Raw genomic sequence first — 20,442 nt, forward strand, 5'->3', positions numbered from 1 at the left:
GTCATCCCCATACGTTAATTCATGAATGCTAACGATCTCCTTATTGAACTTAGGAAGTTTGTCCTTATAAAATCAGGTTTGAGAAATATCGACCCTGCACATTGTAAGATCATTTCTGAGTATGTATTTCAAGAAACTAAAAATTATGTAAGCGAAACCACGATTAAGCGTTTCTTTGGCTTCGCCAACACATTGCATAAATTTTCACTATTTACCTTAAATAGCTTATCGCAATATATAGGCTACAACGATTGGGATTCGTTTTGTAAAGACAAGGAAAGCCAGACCACTTCTGTTCAAAGTATTTGGCAGGATTTAAAATTAAAAACACATGCCATTACCGAAGTATCGTTAATCGCCAATAAAAATAACTCAGGCGTTCCTTTTAATGCCACTGCCAACAGGAGCTTTTTCTACCCTGATTTCGATTACTTTTTAAAAAACAATTACCAGTTTACAACTGTAAGCGCACAGCCGGGCCAGGGCAAATCGATACTGCTAACCCACATGATTGAGTATTTTTTCCTTTCCGAAAATGCCCTCTATAAAAATGATATCGTTTTAATGGTTAATTCGACCAGCATTAACACCATAATACAAGCCGGAACTACTTTACAGGAATGGTTTTTAAAAGAATTTAAATTTCACAGTCTTAGCGAGCTAATCGGTTTTTTTAAAAAGAACCCCGATAAACGTGAAGGGCGTTTTGTTATTATTGTTGATGGCATTGACGAACATCTAACCAAAAGCAATTATTTTAAAACCTTTATCGACTTCCTATATAGCATTGAAGAAAACAACTTTGTTAAACTTGTTTTCGCCCTGCGAACGAATAGCTGGATTAATCTCCAGCCCGCCATTTATGGGTCGGCATCGTTAACTAAATTGTGGTACACGGGTCTTTTTTACGATGACGATACCTTAAGCAACGTCCCCTCTCTCAATACCGAAGAAGTCCTCTACACCCTCAGCAATATCGAAAATAAAGTAATCCATAAAGCTGATGTAAGCCCTCCCCTCTTAACCCAGTTTAAAACCCCTTTCTGGTTACAGGTTTATTTTAAGCTTAAAGATGAAAACCACCATCTCGAACTGAATAATCCCCTGTTATGTTATGAACTGATTAACTATTTTCTCGAAAGACGGGTATTTCTCGCAAAAAAAAGTACCGAAAAAATATTCCTGCTGAAGAAAATAAGCGACTCCATTTCTGAGGGCAGCAAAAAACTAAGGGTATCGAAAGAAAAAATACTGAGTTACATTAACTGTTACCCCGATGCGTATGAAGAACTTTTACATGCAGGAATTATAATAGAGGAAAAAAGACTAAGTACTGCCATTCCGACAGAAATTGTGCGTTTTCTGAATGATGATATTTATACTTATTTCCTGTTTATTCAGATAACCGATAAGTTTGCTTACAAGCCCGATAAATCATTTTTTGAATACATTTTAAATAATTTTACTGTACAGAGCAGCCTCAGGTGTCACATTTTAAACTGGTCTATTCGCTTTTGCGTTAACAGAAACGAAATCGCAGCCCTTAAAAACATTTTCAAACTTCCCTTTAGCAATAGCGAAAAAAACAACGCTTTCGATTTTATCTGCTACGTTTCTAAATTTGAATTGGGCAAAGCCAATTCAAACTTTAACAAGCTAAGTATTGGGATGGATTTTATCGATATCATGGCTACCGGAAGGACCATGAGTAGCTTGTACAAGGAAACGGTGAAAACAATTTCTGAAAATGTGCTCAACGAGGATATCCAGATTATGCTGCATGTGATAGAGTGTAACGTTAACCTTATCGATGTAGATAAAAATGCCCTGGCCAATACCATGCAATCGCTAAAAAGAAATTACAAGCGGTTAAATGAACTTTTTCCCATCAACCCTTACGATTTAATCCTCTATTTCTACAATAGCCTGGCTAATAAGCCTGGCGACAGCAAAACCCTGGAAGAAAAAATTATCAGGCTTTGCCAGGATATAGACCGCAGTACGCCCCGTAAAAACGAGGAAATGACTTCTGCAGAAATATTGTGTTACCGGATGGTCTTAATTTCGCTGTTCTCACAAAAGAGCTATGCCGAGTGCCATCGCTTTATAATGGCCATACTAAGCAAGTATCCTAATCTTTTTTATGTACGCCACTCCGTATTTTCGCCATTTTTACTCATTCACCTCGGGCAAACTTACATTAAGCTCAATTACTTTAAAAAAGCACAGCGCATTATCCAGTTTGTAGATAAGATTATAAGCAGCGATTATACCTACTACACCAATTTTATATTGGCAGGCTTTAGCGTTTTTAAAGCTAATTTTTATAGTGCCACGCATAACTATGAGCAGGCATTGATTGAAGCCAACATTGGACTGGAGTTTACCAGCAAAAATGATTTTAAAATGTTTGAGATTTCACTCCTGCTGAATAAAATAGATACTTTAAAACATACCGAAGACTCGGAAGAAGTATCGAATACGATTAAGGAACTGCTTAATTTTTTAACAGTACACAAATTATCTATGCCCGATTATGCCAACCTGAGCGGCAGTGAATTTGAGCATACCTTTAAGATTTTGAAATCGTACCGCCGCCATCAAAATCTATAAAAAAAGTCCTGCTTAAAGCAAGACTTTTCGTAAAACCAATATTTTATACTACTTAATCAAATTGTAAAGCTCATCCAACTTTGGTGAAAGTACAATCTCGATTCTTCTATTTTTACTTCTTCCATCCGCATTTGCGTTTGTACCCAATGGCTGAAATTCGCCTTTACCGGTAGCAGTCATCCTTACACTTTCTACTTTTTCATTTTCGGTTAGGTAACGCACAACTGAGGTGGCTCTTAAAACACTTAAATCCCAGTTATCTTTTATCTGACCCAGGTTGTTTATTTTCTGGTTATCCGTGTGGCCTTCTACGGCTATATTAATTTCGGGCTGTTGTTTTAATACATTGGCCAGTTGGGTAAGTGCTTGTTTACCTTTTTCATCAATAATAATACTTCCCGATGGGAACAATAGTTTATCTGTTAACGATACGTATACCTTTCCGTTTTTAATTTCTACGGTTAATCCGCTTTTGGTAAAGCCCAATAAAGCTTGTTGTAGTTTTTCTTTAAGCGCATTGGTGGCTTCATCACGCTTGCGCAATACTTCCTCTACTTCCTTTAAGCGTTTTTCACGTGCAGCCAAATCGCCTGAGAGTTTGGTAATTTCTGAAGATGAATTGCTTTTAAGTTTTTTATAATTCGCATCAACCATATTGTAACTGTTCTGCAAATCACGAAGCTCTTCAGCCATCAGGGTAGTATCCTTTTTTAGTTTGCTTACTTCTTTTTCGAGGTTTTCAATTTTAATTAAACCTTCGTTAAAGGCAGTATACAGCGAATCTTTTGTACCCAATAAAGCTTTGTACTTTTTTGGTGAGAGCACCACGCAGGAAGTAAGCGAAGAAATAACGAGGAGAAAGGCAAATGCAAGAAAGGTATTTTTCATATTTTTTTCAAGAGTTAAGAACCAGGTATCAAGATGCTAAAATCTTAATACTGATCATTGTTTTAAGGTTATTGAAAATTTATAACTGTTAATTGATTACTGCTCAATGGCGTTCCGTAAAAATGCAACTAAAGGTTGTACCGTTTTAAAAGAACTTATCAACTTATTAACGAGGTTAGGTTTAAAAAATTCTTCATCTTCGATTTTCATTGTAGCCTCGAAGCTTTTTAATTTCAGAAATTCTATGTTCGGATCAGCCGGATCATATCCCTTAGGCGCATTTTTCAATGCATTATCAACCCCCAGCTTAAAGCTTTTCTTAAATTCCTTTTCGTTTATAATTGCCTTAAAGTCTTCGGCATTGTAATCAATCTCCTGCCTGATCAGTTTTAGGTGCGGTACATCGGGCATCCAGTAACCTCCGGCTATAAAGCTTTTTCCGGGTTGAATGTGCAGGTAATAGCCGGGCTCGTTTCCACCTTTTTTGGTGGAGAACCACATACCATAATTATTTTTATATGGATCTTTATTTTTGCTGAAACGTACATCGCGGTAAATACGCAACAGGCATTTCTTAGGGTCGGCCTCTGCCGAAAGTATGGGGTCAACTTTTGCAAGTTCGGGAATAATGGCACTTACAAGTTTTAAAACATCATGTTTAGCTTCTTCGTATAACTCTTTATTAACAGCAAACCATTCGCGGTTATTATTTTCCGCAACATCTTTTATAAAACTGAGGGTCTCTTTTTTAAGCATATATCTTGAGGTTAACTGGTTAATTGTTTTAATCGGTTAATCGTAAGCCCACACAAGAGTCTAAAAACTAATCGGTTAATATTTTAATTGTTTATTAGATAACCTAACAATTAACCAGTTTATACAATTTAAACGATTAACCAGAGTTACTTATCGTAATACGGCTTATACTTAATATTTGGCGATAAAACGTGAAGTAAAATGATCCTCGAATATCGGTAATTAAAAGGATACAGGATAAAACAGCCCGTAAAAATTACGATGAGGTAATGCCAGAAAGTACTATCGGTAAGCGGTCCGAAAATTAAATAGGTAACAAAGCTGGCCACTAGCATTTCTATCACATTCATGGCATAGCTTACGTACATAGCGGCATAAAAATAACCGGGTTCTATTTCTATACGCTGTGCACAGTGCCCGCAAATTTCTTTAGTATGCTGTATATTCCAGCCATACATGCTACCGGTAAAAATATCTCCCCTACGGCAATGTGGGCACTTGCAGTGTACAATGGCATAAAGTTTTGAGGTAGTGCCAGACATACTTTTAATTTAAATTAAAAGGTTCCCTTTTCATATTGAGGTGGATATTTTTTTTACGATACTTTTTATACCATATTACCCCAACAATTACCGCCATTAAGTATGGAATAGATAACAGATATAAAACCCCCGTATTTAAACCTGCCGTTTGTGTATTGCCGTTTTTAACGCCCTGCTCAGCATTAATGGTACACATAGAACATTGTGCATTAGCTTTAGGGCTTACCGCAAAAGTTAATACCAGTATAAACAGGATAAAAATTACTTTCTTTTTCATGCGCTACAAATATAAGCATAAACGTGTGGAGGGGTTTAAAAATTATGTCATAAAAGGCGCTGTTTAAAAAAGATTGCCAAAATAAATTCCAGCCAAAATAATTCCTAATCAAAAACTGGAAATTCCTAGATGAAAACTATCCGTTTTCATATTCAAAACACCAGATTTCAATCACTTTTAACCGGTTACAACATTAAATAATGTGCGATTCTTTTCGATCCTATTCTGACTATTATCATACCTAATCTTCAATATACCAAACCTATAGTCTGATATATTAATCAGTACAAAAAGTGCTCAATCCTTACCTCTTGCTACTCGCTCCATCTCGTTTGTACTATTCAATGCATCCTGCCTAAGATTCTTGTTTGCTCCCACCCATGTGCAATTAGAGGCATTAAGAAACTTTGTCCTTTCTAGATATTGGATCTTTGTGGTAGGATATGAACAAAATAAACGAATATAACAAGGAATATAGATTATTTTTTTCCAAAAGGAGATCAATTAATTACATTCACAAAGTATAAAAAAATACAATGAATGTATTATTATAAATATAATAATTAATATTATTAATTATATATAACAATAATAATAACATATATATTTGAGTAATTTTTTAAACACAAAAAAACAAATTAAAATGAGAAAAAACTATTTTATGTTCCTATTTTATGCCACTATTTTTATGGCTGTTACCATTTCTTGTAAGAAGCAAGACGCAAAACCTTTACTCGACACAAAATTGTATAATTCCAAGCTTAGAGAATATACTGAGAATGTCGGCATCGTTCATAATGAAGGGTTAGACTACTTTTTAAAGGGAAGTAAAGCATTAACGGCAAACGATAGTGTTTCTGGCTGGCAGCTTGGAGATGGTTCAAATCTTGTTAATGACAACTCCATATCAAAGCAGGTCATTTCTTTTTCAATTGGGTATGTTAACTCTAATGGCGGCAATGAAGTTCCTATACCTGACGCAGTCGAAGTACTACAAAGTGCTGTTGATAATTTGACTCCAACATCTGTTGAAGATGTATGGGATGATGAACTCTCGAGACTTGACGATGAAAATTTGTTAACTGTAAGAGAAAAAAACATGGTCGGACAGTTAAAGAACATTTTTTCGGACGGTTATAACCTCAATTTGAATCAAGCTGATGCAAAAACATACTTTGAAAATAGACTTAATACAATACAAGCCCAATACCAAACAGTAGTTTTTGAAGAAAATGAAGGCGAACTATATTTGGGATTATTAAACTTAGCTAAAGCTTCAAACAACTATTGGCATAATTCTCAAGAGTTAGACAATTATGATCCAACTAAATTAGAGAACCCCATAATACAATTAGATCTGATCGGATACATCGTAGGATGGACTAGAGCTGTAATAGCTGATTATAGGGCAGGCAGCCTAAATCCGAGCGGTCAATATCGTCGTATTGATAAAGGGATTGAATATGGTCTAGCTGCTAGTTTGACAGGATGGTTAAAAAAAATTGCTCCAGGAGATATGGAAGGCATTCCAAAATTTAACGAAATTTTACCTCTTTATGACGAACCGTTATCATTGCCAACTCCCTTACCGGTTACCATTATGTATTGGAGCTCTGAGTCTGAGCTCAAAGATACTGTAACTGATTATTCCCAAGACCTCGAAGTGTTCCAAAATCCTTTGGATAATAAATATTATGCCAATACTAATTATACGATTATAGCTTCAGATGGTTTTTATTTTCATTCAAATAATAATGGATTAATTAAAATTGCCAAAATAATTAACGGATCGGTAGTGACTATTTACCGAATGATTCACCCTCTGTAAATTGACCATTTTACACTATTAGAACACAAATCACGCATTTCGATTATTGAAACGCGTGATTTCCTTTACATACTTGCCATAATATTAATTCTTTATCTTGGCAAAAACATTAAGTAGATTTAGTTATAAATTATATTATGAATATGGGGATACTGATCTTCTATTGAAAGCGATTCCATTAACCTAATCATCACTATTCTTGAACATTGTTGTTCAGCAAACAAATAAGACCTAGATAAACTAAACGGTTGTTCCAATGAAAAAACAGTCGTTTAGTCTAATTTGTAGTTCTCACTCAAGCAATTTAACCCTGTGAGCAACAGAACACACTTTGCTACAAAGCCGATTCATCAACGCCAATTCAACACAACAATTTGTTTATTAATGCATTATATTGTTTTTAGAGACTTCACTCATTAACGTGGGTACGGGTTTAAAAATTATGTCGTAAAAAAACCCTTGCCTTTTACAGCAAGGGTTACGGGAGAGATGAATTAAACTTAATATTTTATTCTTTTATAATGTTCCATAGAAAAATGACGTGGCGTCTGCTACCCGATAAAGGCCACCTAATAATGGACTGCTGGGATTGGTACTTGTTACCCAGTCGATTTTAAATGGTCCTGATAAAAAGAAATTCTTTATACCATCGTATTCTGTTCCCCTAGCTGTCCAATTGCTATCATAAATAGGCTTAGTTAAAGTAATTACTCCATCGGTTATCGAATAACTAAATGTAGCATTTGCACTAAAGGTTGAGGTGCCATTATTCGGACTGACATTTAATATTGCTGTGCTATTACCCGTTAAAGTAAAACTAATACCCACTATTGTTCTTGCCGGACTTAAAGCAGCCAATCTGGTTACCATGGCCTGGTAAACCGTATTAAACTGTGAGGTAACACCACTTGGTAATAATGCTCCGCCAGCTACAGGTGATGTGCCACCAATCATAATTTTCCTATAGGTATACGTAGTTGGAAAGCCGTACAATAAAGCAAGCGGTGTTAGTGGTACTGGATTTGATTTAAGGATATATTCTTTGCCAGTAGAATCATACAAAGCCAAAGTGGCAGCATCTTTCCAGGCCAAACGCACAAACGTAATCCCCTGATAAACAAAATCTGAACCGACAAAATCTGCGCCTGTTAAGTTAAAGGCGAATTTACCTGTACCTGATGCTGTCGATACCCCATCGGCTAATACACCTGTTAAAGTACCTCTTTTACCTGAAGCCAATCCACTACTTGTGTTTACACTCAAGCCAACTTTTAAAACCGCTGAGCCTGAAGTAATCTCTATATATGGATATTTAACCGCAGCAAAATAATCTTTCACTTTATTGATAGCCGTTTTATAACCACCAGCGGTATAAGTAGCTTTCTGTGCAGCTGTAGCCTTAACCATTTTTAAAAGCTGGCGATATTGCTTTCCAATAAAAACAATACTATCGGCAGATGATCTTACATAGGTAAATTCAACATCACTTTTAAAGCCAGTAGGTTGGGTTCCGCCAAAAGCACTCGCATTCGGATCGGCTAACATAGAAAGGTAATTATAGGTATCAAAAATTAAATCGGCCCCTAAACCTGTTTTTACTCTATAAGTCGAATTAGCACTTGTTATTGAAGCATCGTCTGTTAAATCGGCATACATGCTTACGTTCTGTTGATTATCAAAGGTCATATAAAAACCAAAACCACCACCTGCCGACGTGGATAAGGTTGCCACCCAGCCATTTGAAGCGGAGGTGAGCGTATTGCTGACTAAAGCGATAGATGTTGCCATCCTATCTTCGGGCGTTTGATCAAAATCAGATACAAACGATGATTTTTTACACCCTGAAATGATCAGTAGTGTTATAAAAAAATATAATATCTTTCTCATATCCTATAATGTTGTTTGGCCTAATACGCCATAAAAATAATTTGCTGGGGTACCACTTACATAAAAGCCGCCGTAACTATTAAAATTATTAGTGCCAATATTGGCTGGCATCCAGTCGGCAATAAAATTGCTCCCTATTAAATAATTGATTAAAGGCTGAGCCCCTGCTTGAATTACTGTGGCATTTGTCCACGGTGTAGTGGTGTCTCTTGGTGTTCCAACAGTAAATTTTGTAGCACCGGTAGTTGCATTAAAAGTCATGTTCAAGGCATACAAAGCTTCTAAAGTAGAACCCGCAGTATTGGTATAATTTAAGTACAGATTGGCCGCAGTTGTAGATAAGAAATCCAATCTGATATAGTTCAGTTTCCTGTTCGCATTACCTACAGCTGCAACGCCTGTAACAGAAGCTTGATAAGCAGTGCTAAAGTTGGTGGAGATTCCGGAAGAAGTATATACGGGGTTCGACAAATCTATGGTAATGGTTTTAAATAAACCCTGGCCAATCCAATAAGGGAAAGTAGAAGCAGAATATTTATAGGTATTTCTAACTACATTTTGTACCTCGCGCTGTAAGGTTCTAAAATCGATACCTAAATTAATTGTGAAATACTGTACCACACTAGCCTCCTTTGCCTTTAGTGCAAGCTTACCGGCAGCTGTCGATGCATTTGCACGAGCATCAAACCAGGCCTGCCCCAAAACAAGTAAATGCGTAGTTGTTTCTGCAAAGTCTTCTCCTGGCTCACTAGAAGCATAGGGTGTTACATAACCATTATCTCTTGCTGTTGCATCAGCTACAGTAGTCCAGGTAGCGTTGTAAGTAGCCTTTGTAATGGTTTGAAAATCAGTAGGCATCGGAACGATCTGATTCAGAATATGCGTAAACTCGTGGTGTATTGTTCTTAATTTTCGAACTACCAAATCAGCATTAGATATATCAAAGTTATTTAAATCGTAGATGGTTACGCGCTTACCTGCTGATGCAGTAGCTAAAATCATTGATCCATCGCTTTGATAAGCACCTGAGCCATAAAGTACCCACTCTTTAGGCAACCTTTCTTTCACAAATGTTTGTCCGGCAACTTTTTTATACGGAGCAATAAAACCATCCAACACAGTCTGCATTTGCGGCATCACTTTCGCAACGTTTACCGGGCTTACTATTTTATCGTAATCTTTATAATAATCGCTGTAACGATAAATCACATCAATATTATAAGCATCTAAAAAATTGGTCTTTAGCCATTTATCAACATCGTTTTGTGTTGAAGGGTTATCGATGTATTTCGTCAGATCAATGCTTACCGCATCTTCCTTTTTACAAGATTGAACTACAAAAACAAAAATTAATGCAGCAAATATTTTAAATATATTCTTTTTCATCATATTTCTAATTAATTACCTTGGATTTAATGGTACACCAGAAAGTCTGGCTTCTTCAGGTAGTTGAAACATACGTCTATTATCATCTGGTGCCAGCTCAATAAATGTTTCGTTACCTACGGCATCTAAAACATTGTGTTTAACTGTAATCCGGTTACGCAAAATATCCATCCACCTGATTCCTTCTTGTAAAAAGATCGCCTTCTTGGTTTCTAAGATTAGCTTAATTACGGCTTCCTGCGAATCGGTAATACCATAAAAAGTTTTTACCTTATCTAAATTAGTGGCATCATTGGCAACATAACCTTTAACCGTTGCACTTAAGATCGTATTTACATCTTTAATGGCATTATCGAACTGATTTAAACGGGCATAAGCTTCGGCACGGTTCATTAATGCCTCATCGGTAGTTAATAACGGCGACATAATGTAAGGCAAGCCTGTATTGGCTACCTGGTTGGTGATATAGAAAAACTCAGCATATTTACCAGTTGTATAGTTAGGCACACCAGTAGACGCAATTTTAAATGCATAGGCCTTACCTGTAACATTGTAACCTGCCGCAAACATTTTAACCAAATTTGCACCATATCCGTATCTTGGATAGGTTCTTTGATAGGTAGAATACTGGTTAGCCAGCAATAAATTATATTTCTGATCGTCTTTGGTTAATGCAACTTTATAATCGGCATAAGCCATTGCATCTAAAGTGCTGTTTATTGGTCTGATGATGCTTGCAAAACTCTCCGTAGAAATTGCCGACGCCTGATCGATTACCTTTTGCCAATCGCCTTTAAATAAATAAAAACGTGCAGCAAAGGCATGTGCTGCCGCAGGTGTAAAGTGGAATTTAGGAACAGAGTAAGCCGATGCCGATAACAAAGCCATCCCTTCGGTTAAATCTTTCTCAATTTTCTCGTAAGTAGATTGTACTGTACCTCTGTCATATTGTTTAATTACCTGTGTTTCCGGCTCGGTTACGTAAGGTATACCCGGCGAATCATTAGCGCCACCAATTACATAAGCTTTAGCAAATAAAGTAACCAGCATAAAATGTGCATAGGCCCTTGCTACTAAAGCTTCACCTTTATAAGGTAATACTGCTGTACCGAAGTTATTTTGTGCTATGGCTTCTAAAGCCTGATTGGCAGCAGCAACTCCTCTGTAGCAACCTGTCCAATAGTTAGTTGGGGTATTGGTGTTTGAGCCGGCAACATCCTGCCAAAAATAAGGTCTGCTGGTTATATCTGTTACTGTACCTATACCTGGGCCTTTATCTTCTGTATTATCAGATGCAGCCTCGGTGAATGTCAAATAATCATATGCTGGATAAGCAGTCCCCACCAATTGAGCTACCTTGTCAACCGAATTAATTTCGGTTCTGTTATCAGGGTTTGTATCTAAATATTTATTGCAAGATGGAGTTAACAATAAGATGGCAGATCCAAATACAAAATATTTTAGTTTATCTAAGTTCATAATCTTTTTTTTTAAAATCCAACCTTTAATGATATTGTGTATTGTTTAGGTATTGGCAACGCCACACCGCCATTTCCAAAAAATTCAGGATCGGCACCATTTAATCTTTTATCTGAATACAGCAAAGCAACGTTGTTTCCTATAAATGAAACCGAAGCATTAGACATGTTCAATTTTGAAGTGATTTTTTTAGGGATGTCGTACGTAACTGATATTTGTTTAAAACGGATAAAATCACCTTTTGCCACTCTTTCAGTCGAAAAATTATATAAATTGTACGGATAAGCAGCTGAAATTACCGAACCCGAAGTGTTGGTAATTACCTTACTCGCGGTAACCGGATCCAGGATGGATGGTACAGTAGTAAAAGCCTCGTCGCCTGGTTGTATCCATCTGTTTAACATCGATTTCGTCATCGAATAAATATCAGGATAGCCAGAAGAAAATTCTTGTGCCAGTCTGACTACGTTTCCGGTTGCAAATGTGAACAAGGCAGATACACTAAATTGTTTGTATCTAAACTGGTTGTAATAACCACCAGTAAAAGTTGGATCTGTTGGGCCCTCGTATTTTAAGAAGCCTGTTTTAGTACTCTGTAAGTTTACATAAGAACTTTTAAGTCCTGCATCGTCGATAAAATATGGGAAACCGTAATTATGGTCTAAACCTGCGAATTGAATAGAATATAAACCGCCTCTAGGATTGCCTACTATCGATCCGCCTACATCACTAACCAGATCAAAAATTCTTGGTGTATTCTGTAATTCGGTGATTTCATTTCTATTGAAAGCCATATTAATCTGAGTCCTCCATTTGAAATCGCCCTGTTGAACCGGTGTACCACCAAGGGTTAACTCCAATCCTTTTGCTTTCATTTTACCATAATTTGCTGTTTTTGCATATTGGCCACCTATACCAGAAGTATTTATAGTACCAATCAGGTCAAAAATATTCCTGGTGTATAAATCTGCGGTAAAACTTAACCTGTCCTTTAAAAAGGTTAAGTCGAAACCCAGGTTGGCTTCTTTTAATTTTTCCCAGGTTAACTCTGAGTTGGCTAAGCTGGAAATATAGGTAAGCGTTTCCTTTTCCGTATCGTAAGGTCGTCTGGCCAATTGATTGTAGAAAATTGCAGCCGAATTTTTTGCATTTCCAATATTCGCAACTAAACCATAAGTTCCCCTAATCCTTGCTGACGATAAGATATCGTTTTTAGGCCAAAAGTTTTCCTGATCAACATTCCAGGCACCAGAAACGTTCCAGGTTGGCAGCCACCTTGCGGTTCTGCTTTTTCCCATTAAGTTAGAACCATCGTAACGGGTTGTGGCATTAAAGCTATATTTATCTTTATAAGAATAAGCTGCTCTTAACGCAAATGCCGCAAAGCGGTCTGCACCGTAGCCCATACTATAATATGGAGCACCAGATTCCTGCGCTTTTTTGAAATACAGATAATTTGCATTTACAATACCACCGTTATCATACTGATAGCCAACTCCATCAAAACTAGCAGTTTGGCGGTCTGTATACCTCACCTCCATTGAGCCAAAAATATTTAGGCGGTGATCTTTATTAAAGGTTTTATCAAACTCCAGATTCTGCCTGAAATAATAATTTTTCAGGTCATCAGAAATAGTATTGTAAAAACCACCTTCTGGCAAGATTACCACAGGTAATTTTGTTAAATCATCGGGGTTTGTATATAAAAATGGGTTATCGCCAATAGTGGTCGCATCAGTAGCTGCCCTAAAAGCCAACGCCATATTCGAATTTTCTAAAATGTAGGTTTTACGTTCAGTTTTTGCAAACCTGTAAGCTCCATCAACCGAGTAGGTTAACGAAGGGATAATTTTATATTTTAACCCACCCTGAACTTTAAAATCGATTTGACCCAATTTTAAATAATTATTATCTAACTCATTTAAAATATTAAATGGCGCATAATTCCTATTAAAAAACTCCAATCCACCATTTTCATCATAGGCGGTCATCGCCCTGCTCGTATTTAAAGCGTAAGAATATGGGTTAATATCGAAGTTTCTTGAAAATGTACCAAAAACAGGATCAGAAGTACGGTTTAAACTACCTGGAGCTTGTTGATCTCTGATTGAGCCATTAATGATAAACTCACCACTTAATTTACTGTTCATTTTAAAGTTGGCCCTGAAATTACCGGTAAAACGATCTACATTGCTACCAAGGGTTTGGCCATTATCGTGCAGATATGAGGTAGATGCGTAAGTCTGGAATCGCTCAGTACCCGATGACATACTAACAGAATGCTCCTGCATTAACGAATTTTTGAATAAAATATCAAACCAATCCGTGTTTGCATTGGCGTATCTGTTTAGAAACTGAGCCCTATCAACATTTGTATTTTTTAGCGCATAAGTATCTGTCGCCGCATCGTAATCGTATAAAGCATTATACATTTTATAGAATGGCCCACCATCTGCGCCTCTTGAGGCTGAAGTATGTTGAAAATAGCCTTTGCTATACATTTCCATCAGCACAGACATTTGATCTGCGGAGTTCAGAATATCAAAGTTATCGTAAGTAGGTTTTAAATAGGTGGTAAAATTACCTGAGTAACTTATCCTTGGTGCACCTTCAGTTTGGCGACCTTTTTTAGTGGTTACTACAATTACCCCGTTCATTGCCCTAGCTCCATACATCGCTGTTGCAGCAGCATCTTTCAGAATATTGAAGCTTTCAATATCATCAGGATTTAAACCCGCTACCGACGATCCGATAAGGGTATTGGCATCACCTGTAGAAAGCGACTCGTTTGAGATATTAACTACATCTTCCAGGATAATTCCATCTACTACCCAAAGCGGTTTGTTATCGCCCGAGATAGAAGTAGCACCACGCACACGGATTTTGGGAGCTGCACCAAAAGTACCCGATACATTCTGTACCGATACACCGGCAACCTGCCCTTCAAGCATACGGCTAATATCTGGCACCCCGTTACGCTGTGCATCAACAGCCTTTACCTGCGTTGCAGATCCTGTAAACAACTTTCTATCCAATTGCTGATAACCTGTTGATACCACATTCACCTCGCTAAGTTGAGCCGCATCTTCTTCTAAGGTTACATTAAGAGTTGTTTTACTGCCAATAGGTACTTCGAGTGTTTTGTAGCCAATATAACTAAAGGTTAAAACAGCGCCCTCTTTTACTGAGATGGTATAATCGCCCGATGTGTTAGTCGATACTGCATTAGCTGCACCTTTTTCCCTAACGCTAACTCCTGGCAAAACAGAACCACTTTTATCCCTCACCTTTCCACTTACTTTTACAGCCACAAAATAGCCAAGCACTTTATCCAAAATTGTTTTTTCTTTTGGCTTAATGAGGATGGTTTTATCCTCAATTGTGTAGGTTAAATCATTTCCTGCAATAATTTTTGCCATTACTTCCTCAATGGTCGAATTGCTAAAATTTGCATTAAAAGTAGTGGTACTACTAATTTTACTGGTAGAGAGCAGTACATCATAACCAGATTGCAATCTGATTTCGCGGAACATTTTTTCGAGGGTTACATTTTTTTCTTTTAATGTAACCAGCTGGCCGAATGAAGCTGCACTCACCTGCATTAACGAGGCAAGCAGAACGACCGTAATTAACTTCATCATTAATAGTAATTTAGGTATGTAGCGGCGATGCGTACATAAAATTCTAATATAAATTTTGTACATTTAATAGTCTGTTTTTTGTGCGGAACGCAAGAAAGTTTGGACGCCAAAAAGCGTTTCGCGGTTATCCAAGAAATAATTGATTTTAATCGATTCCGGTTTTCGGAATAGCTAAACAGATAATAAAAGGGGGTGTTGCAAGCACTCCTTTTTTATGCGTTTAACTTTGGATCATCAGGAGATTTGTCGAGGTCTATTCATGATTAGCTAGGTTATGGTTGATTAATTTGTTATTTCTTTTTTATAGATAAAGGTTAGTTACTCCATCATCTTTTTACTCGTTTATTCTTTATAGACAATTATTTTATTGCCCTTAATATCGAAGCGAACTTCGCCGGTTTGCTCAAATTTTCTGAGCACTTTTGATATTTTTTCAAAACGGCTTACCGTTCCGTAATACATTACTTCTTTCGCTTCAGGATCGGCATATTCTATTTCCACATTATACCAGCGGGCAATTTTGCGCAAAATACTTTCCTGTTTTTCGTTATCAAACATGAAATACCCATTTTTCCATGCGATAGCCTCGTCGGTATTTGCTTTTTTAATTTCTATTCCGTTTTTTGATAGTACCGATTGCTCACCTGGTTTCAACACAAGCATATCATTTGAGCTTAAATCAGAAATCCGCACACTACCTTCGAGCAATGTAGTTCTGGTTACAATTTCATTCGCATAGCTGTTGATGTTGAAATGTGTACCTAAAACCTCCAGCTCCTGCTTTAAAGTTTTAACAATAAACGGGTGCGCTTTATCTTTGGCCACCTCGAAATAGGCTTCGCCGCTTAGCTCAACCTTACGCTGTTTTGATGAGCCAATATTTAAGGGGTATTGCAAAGACGAGGCGGCATTAAGCCATACCACAGAACCATCAGGCAACCTGATTTCCCACTCGCCCCCATTTGGAGTAGAAATGGTATTTACTTTCGAATCGTCTATATCGCCAGTTGTTTTTTGGATATGATATACCAGCTGGCCATTTGCGGTTTTTGAAATCGATACCCCGGCCTGCTCAATAAGATCGCCGTTTGCCGCATCACTTAGTGATATTTTCCTGCCATCGGCCAGAGTTAAGATGGCTTTATTTTTGCCCGGCGCCACATCGGAGGCAAAAACATGTTCTTTCTTTTTATTTAGCGATAAATAGGCTGTAAACGAAAATACAACCAACACGGCCGCGGCTGCAGCCCACTTTAAAGGTCGTAGCAAAATACTGCGTGGTGTTTTTTTCGGTTTATCAGTAGCCAGTATATTATTCAGCACAGCCTCCCATTTTTCAGTTACGGCTACTTCAGTAGTAGCTGCTTCTTCAGCCATGATCATCTTTACGATTTCATCGCTAACTGCGGAGGCCGGATCTGTTGCCAATACTAAAAGCTCCTGCTTTTCTTCAGGGCTCAGTGCATCTGCTGTAAACTGTTTTAATAAGTAATTTATACGTTGTTCCATAATGGGGCTACAATACTAAGAAGCAGTGAAAGGGAATTAGGACTATCTGGATTTAAAAAAAAATTATTTTATTTTCAAAAAGAGGAAAACAAAAGGAAAAATGAAGACAATTCCATGCTGATCGAGGTGAATGCGAATAGATTTTAAGGCCGAAACCAAAGCATTTTTAACAGTATTTGGCGATATGCGGAGTATTTCGGCAATTTCGGGAATAGTTTTACCATCGCGACGGCTCAGCTGGTATATATTCCGGCGTTGATCCGGCAATTTTTCAATGGCAACTGCAATAATTTTAGTTACCTCATTCAAATTAATGGTTTCGACGGTGCTATTGTGGCTATCCGTTTGTTTAGCAGTAAAAGCATCAACCATTTTATCGGTTTTAAGTTTTTTACGCAGGTAGCTTAAGCATTCATTTGATACGTACTTATACAGATAAGCCTTCACATTTTCAACCTCAGCCAGTTTATCGCGGTTAAGCCATACCCTTAAAAAGGCATCCTGAATAATTTCTTCTGCGGCATCGTCAGACTTCGTAAATTTTGTGGCGAATACCTGAAGTACGGGCAGGTATTTGAAAAACAGAACAGAAAAGGCTTGTTCATCGCCCTCCACAATCTTGCTAATCAGTGCACGTTCTTTTTCCACATTGCTTACCGCCATAAATTTAATTAGTCATAAGGCTATCTACTGTATGTAATAATAGAAAGATTTAGTTAAAGCCTGGAAATTATTTTACTAAACCAATTTAGTTACGTAATAGTCAAACTTCTCTACCAAATATAATGATTAAGAAATTTTACAGGCCAAAAAAAATGTTAAAATTAAAAACCCCGCTTTAAGGGCGGGGCTGAGAGGTGCGGTTAATTTAATCAAATTCCTATTTATTTATTATTCAAATGAAATCCAGCTTCTGGCATCATCGAAAGCAACTAAATCATACGATTTTTCGCCTGATTGAATAACATAAAACCCAGCGGCTTTGAAAAAGTTATTTTGTGTATTTGTTACAATATTCCTGATTGCTACAGGTGCCGTTCCAAATGATCCGGCATTAGTAAATTTAATAGTACCATCAGCAGGGAAAGCTGCTATTGGCGCGGGTCCATATGCGCCATAAGCTCCTCCTACAATAAAGCCTAAACGAGAATAAGCTACATTGAATTTAGAGTAAAAAATTAGAAAATTAAACCCTGGTATAGTCCTTAAACCATAGGCATCGGGCACTCCATCAATCGTAAATCCGTTAAAACACGTCCAATAAGCACCGTTAGTTGGAGCATTAAACCACCTTTGCGCTGCAGTTTTATCATATTCAATTGGTACAATCGCTTCTTTAATCTCTATAGCCTCCCCTCCTTTAATGCTGCCACTGATAAATCCGGTTCCTGTATTAAAATTTACTCCGTTGATTTCGCTTACCGTAGCTGTACCAACAGTTATTGGTGTAAATAAATTTATGGTTGTACCCGAAACATAATAACTGCTGCTAACTTTTTTCATTACGCCCGCATCGAGATAATTAAAGCCAATAATGTTTTGCCCAACGTCAATTCTAACCTCGCAGTTCGCTCCACCAATAGTGGTTCTTTTAAAGTAAGTTCTAAGTTTGGATAAAGTGGTGGCCATAGCTTCAGGAGAAGTCAAGGCATCACTATTTTCTGCCGCAGACTTCGACCGGACTAAAATCAGCTTACTTTTATTAAAGGTTCCTTCTAGCTTAATTGTATCCGCATTGGAAGATAAGAATGCAAACTCAAAATCTGCCAAATATCCGCTACCAGTAGTACCACCTAGTACCGACGGAGTTGGATCTGCTAATAAATGTAAGGTAGAATAAGAATCGAATAATAAAGTTGGGCGCTGCAGTGCTTTAAGGCGATATGAACTTTCAGCAGGTGTTGGATTAAAATCTGCAGACATGGTTGTTCTGTTTTTATCAGTAAAACTGAATAAAAAAGTACCAACTACTTTACTGTTTGTCAATAAGAAACCTCTCCAACCAAATTGTGCTCCGGTTAGCTGTGTCTGATACGCTGTTAAGGTTGCCGATAACCGGTCATCAACATTACCGATAGCCGGCTCTGTTGTATCTTTTTTACAGGCACCCAATGCCAATGTAAACAAGAGTATGTATAATAAATGCTTTTTCATCATTTTTGATCTTTAATTATTACAATGTTCCAAATAAATATGAGGTTGCATCTGTTGTTTTTACAAGACCACCGAATATACTTTTCGATTGTGGTACAATATCATCCACCCAACGAACATTAAATGCCTGACTGTTGAAATAGGCTAGCAAAGTAGGAATGTAAGTTTCGATAACCCTGGCATTAGCATAATTAGCTGTGGTTGGCTGTGAAGCAGCATAGGTCAGGGTAATCACCCCATTAACATTGCTGATATCGTAATCGAAATCGCCATTGTTACCAACACCTAAAGCCACCGTTGGATCCATATAATTAACCCTTAAAGTAAGTTTATTAGCCGCTGTAAAAATTAACGAAATATTGTCGATATAATAACCTTTATTGGTTTGTGGATTGCCAGCCTGTAGGGTTGTATTTGCAGTATTATAAGCCGTTAAAAACTTGGTTGATAAACCTGTTAATTTTTGAGGGTTTATGGTAATGGTACTATAAGTTTTACCCGGTCCCAATAAACTGTTAAAATCTGGAGTTGCCGATTGTGCTTCTATTGCAGACTGAGTTCTGATTTGTAAATCAGTTAAATCTATACCCCAGCTATCTTTCATATAAGATACCACAATCGATTTCTTTTTTAAGAGCTTAGCCCTCGCATCGGTATTTTGTTCGTAAACCCCTTTTCCGTTTCTTTTGATATAAAGCCCGTCATACACAAAGAGATTATTTATGATGTTATCAAAATTAGCTTGTCCGCTTTCCAGTAAAGTTGATAAAGTCTCCACAAAATCGTCATCCTTATTTGATCTTGAGTAAGGTGTTATAAAACCCTTTCCCCAAAAATCGGCCTCGTACATAATCTTATCCAGCGCCGGATTTGTAGAGTATGCACCTCTAAAAATATTAAACCAGGTAGCGGTATAATCAGAAGGCGTGATTCTTTGATAATCAGGCACCACGGCAATATTCTGATTCAGGATATGGCCAAACTCGTGGTGCATGGTATGTAAAATCTGTTTCACAGAAGGCTTATTGGCCGGATTAAAGGTGTTCAGGTCAAGCAAAACAATTTTCCGGCCCGCTTCTGCCGTACCCAGGGTAATGGTACCATTGCTGTTGTACGAAGGGCTACCCGCCAGATAAAACTGTTTTTGGGTATATTTCTTCATAAAATCTTCACCTTTTATTGCTGCATATGGCACTATCCAGGTACTTTTAATAATGCTCATAATGGGCACTACCAATTCTTCTTTAACCGGTACAACGTTCTTATAAATTTCTCCCAGTTCAGACCTGTCCCATTTATATTTTACTTCAATGTTATATGGAGTAGTATAGTTTGTACTAATCCATTCATCTATTGGCCCCTTGGTCCAGGTATCGCCGCCCAAACCAACTATATTGGCACTTAAATCATCTTTTTTGCTGCATCCTGCTAAAAAGATTGTTGCTAAAGCAACCATTAATAATGTCTTTTTCATAATAATAT

At 37.3% G+C, this 20,442-nt stretch carries 14 protein-coding genes; 2 read left to right on the forward strand and 12 right to left on the reverse strand.

The window, feature by feature from the left end:
• Window positions 1–21: 21 nt before the first annotated feature.
• Window positions 22–2,613, forward strand: a complete 2,592-nt coding sequence (locus tag DBR40_RS14670) for a hypothetical protein (protein ID WP_124560507.1) — start codon at window positions 22–24, stop codon at window positions 2,611–2,613.
• A gap of 48 nt (window positions 2,614–2,661) precedes the next feature.
• Here the strand turns inward: DBR40_RS14670 and DBR40_RS14675 are convergent, their stop codons facing one another.
• From DBR40_RS14675 to DBR40_RS14690, 4 genes are all read right to left on the reverse strand, one after another.
• Window positions 2,662–3,501, reverse strand: a complete 840-nt coding sequence (locus tag DBR40_RS14675; RefSeq protein WP_124560508.1) for a flagellar motor protein MotB — start codon at window positions 3,499–3,501, stop codon at window positions 2,662–2,664.
• A gap of 96 nt (window positions 3,502–3,597) precedes the next feature.
• Window positions 3,598–4,257 carry a DUF2461 domain-containing protein gene (locus DBR40_RS14680; RefSeq protein WP_124560509.1) on the reverse strand — a complete coding sequence of 220 codons (660 nt, stop codon included), beginning with the start codon at window positions 4,255–4,257 and terminating at the stop codon, window positions 3,598–3,600.
• Between the two features lie 146 nt (window positions 4,258–4,403).
• Window positions 4,404–4,799, reverse strand: a complete 396-nt coding sequence (locus DBR40_RS14685; protein ID WP_124560510.1) for a DUF983 domain-containing protein — start codon at window positions 4,797–4,799, stop codon at window positions 4,404–4,406.
• Between the two features lie 4 nt (window positions 4,800–4,803).
• Window positions 4,804–5,076: a hypothetical protein gene (locus DBR40_RS14690; RefSeq protein WP_124560511.1), complete on the reverse strand. Its 273-nt coding sequence runs from the start codon at window positions 5,074–5,076 to the stop codon at window positions 4,804–4,806.
• 643 nt (window positions 5,077–5,719) lie between these two features.
• Between DBR40_RS14690 and DBR40_RS14695 the strand changes: the two genes are divergently transcribed.
• Window positions 5,720–6,904 carry a hypothetical protein gene (locus DBR40_RS14695; RefSeq protein WP_124560512.1) on the forward strand — a complete coding sequence of 395 codons (1,185 nt, stop codon included), beginning with the start codon at window positions 5,720–5,722 and terminating at the stop codon, window positions 6,902–6,904.
• 516 nt (window positions 6,905–7,420) lie between these two features.
• On the opposite strand, the gene DBR40_RS14700 is transcribed toward DBR40_RS14695, so the two are convergent.
• From DBR40_RS14700 to DBR40_RS14735, 8 genes are all read right to left on the reverse strand, one after another.
• On the reverse strand, window positions 7,421–8,791 hold the full coding sequence (locus DBR40_RS14700) for a DUF4302 domain-containing protein (protein WP_124560513.1): 1,371 nt from the start codon (window positions 8,789–8,791) through the stop codon (window positions 7,421–7,423).
• A 3-nt stretch (window positions 8,792–8,794) separates the two neighbouring features.
• Window positions 8,795–10,177, reverse strand: a complete 1,383-nt coding sequence (locus DBR40_RS14705; protein ID WP_158674057.1) for a substrate import-associated zinc metallohydrolase lipoprotein — start codon at window positions 10,175–10,177, stop codon at window positions 8,795–8,797.
• A gap of 15 nt (window positions 10,178–10,192) precedes the next feature.
• A complete protein-coding gene (locus DBR40_RS14710; protein WP_124560515.1) occupies window positions 10,193–11,656 on the reverse strand; it encodes a RagB/SusD family nutrient uptake outer membrane protein in 1,464 nt (487 codons plus the stop codon).
• An 11-nt stretch (window positions 11,657–11,667) separates the two neighbouring features.
• Window positions 11,668–15,297 carry a SusC/RagA family TonB-linked outer membrane protein gene (locus tag DBR40_RS14715; protein WP_233603898.1) on the reverse strand — a complete coding sequence of 1,210 codons (3,630 nt, stop codon included), beginning with the start codon at window positions 15,295–15,297 and terminating at the stop codon, window positions 11,668–11,670.
• A gap of 342 nt (window positions 15,298–15,639) precedes the next feature.
• The gene (locus DBR40_RS14720) at window positions 15,640–16,806 is read right to left on the reverse strand and encodes a FecR family protein (RefSeq protein WP_124560516.1); all 1,167 of its coding nucleotides are present in this window, start codon (window positions 16,804–16,806) and stop codon (window positions 15,640–15,642) included.
• A gap of 63 nt (window positions 16,807–16,869) precedes the next feature.
• Window positions 16,870–17,469, reverse strand: a complete 600-nt coding sequence (locus tag DBR40_RS14725) for an RNA polymerase sigma factor (RefSeq protein ID WP_124560517.1) — start codon at window positions 17,467–17,469, stop codon at window positions 16,870–16,872.
• A gap of 228 nt (window positions 17,470–17,697) precedes the next feature.
• Window positions 17,698–18,963 carry a DUF4302 domain-containing protein gene (locus DBR40_RS14730; protein ID WP_124560518.1) on the reverse strand — a complete coding sequence of 422 codons (1,266 nt, stop codon included), beginning with the start codon at window positions 18,961–18,963 and terminating at the stop codon, window positions 17,698–17,700.
• A gap of 16 nt (window positions 18,964–18,979) precedes the next feature.
• Window positions 18,980–20,434 carry a substrate import-associated zinc metallohydrolase lipoprotein gene (locus tag DBR40_RS14735; protein ID WP_124560519.1) on the reverse strand — a complete coding sequence of 485 codons (1,455 nt, stop codon included), beginning with the start codon at window positions 20,432–20,434 and terminating at the stop codon, window positions 18,980–18,982.
• Between the last annotated feature and the right edge of the window lie 8 nt (window positions 20,435–20,442).

It is taken from the genome of Pedobacter sp. KBW01, assembly GCF_003852395.1.
Classification (GTDB): Bacteria; Bacteroidota; Bacteroidia; order Sphingobacteriales; family Sphingobacteriaceae; genus Pedobacter.

Bases quoted from the DNA above. Each gene is read 5' to 3' on its own strand.
- DBR40_RS14725 (WP_124560517.1), bottom strand. From the start codon at position 17,469: ATGGCGGTAAGCAATGTGGAAAAAGAACGTGCACTGATTAGCAAGATT.
- DBR40_RS14720 (WP_124560516.1), bottom strand. From the start codon at position 16,806: ATGGAACAACGTATAAATTACTTATTAAAACAGTTTACAGCAGATGCA.
- DBR40_RS14675 (WP_124560508.1), bottom strand. From the start codon at position 3,501: ATGAAAAATACCTTTCTTGCATTTGCCTTTCTCCTCGTTATTTCTTCG.
- DBR40_RS14685 (WP_124560510.1), bottom strand. From the start codon at position 4,799: ATGTCTGGCACTACCTCAAAACTTTATGCCATTGTACACTGCAAGTGC.
- DBR40_RS14700 (WP_124560513.1), bottom strand. From the start codon at position 8,791: ATGAGAAAGATATTATATTTTTTTATAACACTACTGATCATTTCAGGG.
- DBR40_RS14690 (WP_124560511.1), bottom strand. From the start codon at position 5,076: ATGAAAAAGAAAGTAATTTTTATCCTGTTTATACTGGTATTAACTTTT.
- DBR40_RS14705 (WP_158674057.1), bottom strand. From the start codon at position 10,177: ATGAAAAAGAATATATTTAAAATATTTGCTGCATTAATTTTTGTTTTT.
- DBR40_RS14735 (WP_124560519.1), bottom strand. From the start codon at position 20,434: ATGAAAAAGACATTATTAATGGTTGCTTTAGCAACAATCTTTTTAGCA.
- DBR40_RS14670 (WP_124560507.1), top strand. From the start codon at position 22: ATGAATGCTAACGATCTCCTTATTGAACTTAGGAAGTTTGTCCTTATA.
- DBR40_RS14680 (WP_124560509.1), bottom strand. From the start codon at position 4,257: ATGCTTAAAAAAGAGACCCTCAGTTTTATAAAAGATGTTGCGGAAAAT.
- DBR40_RS14710 (WP_124560515.1), bottom strand. From the start codon at position 11,656: ATGAACTTAGATAAACTAAAATATTTTGTATTTGGATCTGCCATCTTA.
- DBR40_RS14715 (WP_233603898.1), bottom strand. From the start codon at position 15,297: ATGATGAAGTTAATTACGGTCGTTCTGCTTGCCTCGTTAATGCAGGTG.
- DBR40_RS14695 (WP_124560512.1), top strand. From the start codon at position 5,720: ATGAGAAAAAACTATTTTATGTTCCTATTTTATGCCACTATTTTTATG.
- DBR40_RS14730 (WP_124560518.1), bottom strand. From the start codon at position 18,963: ATGATGAAAAAGCATTTATTATACATACTCTTGTTTACATTGGCATTG.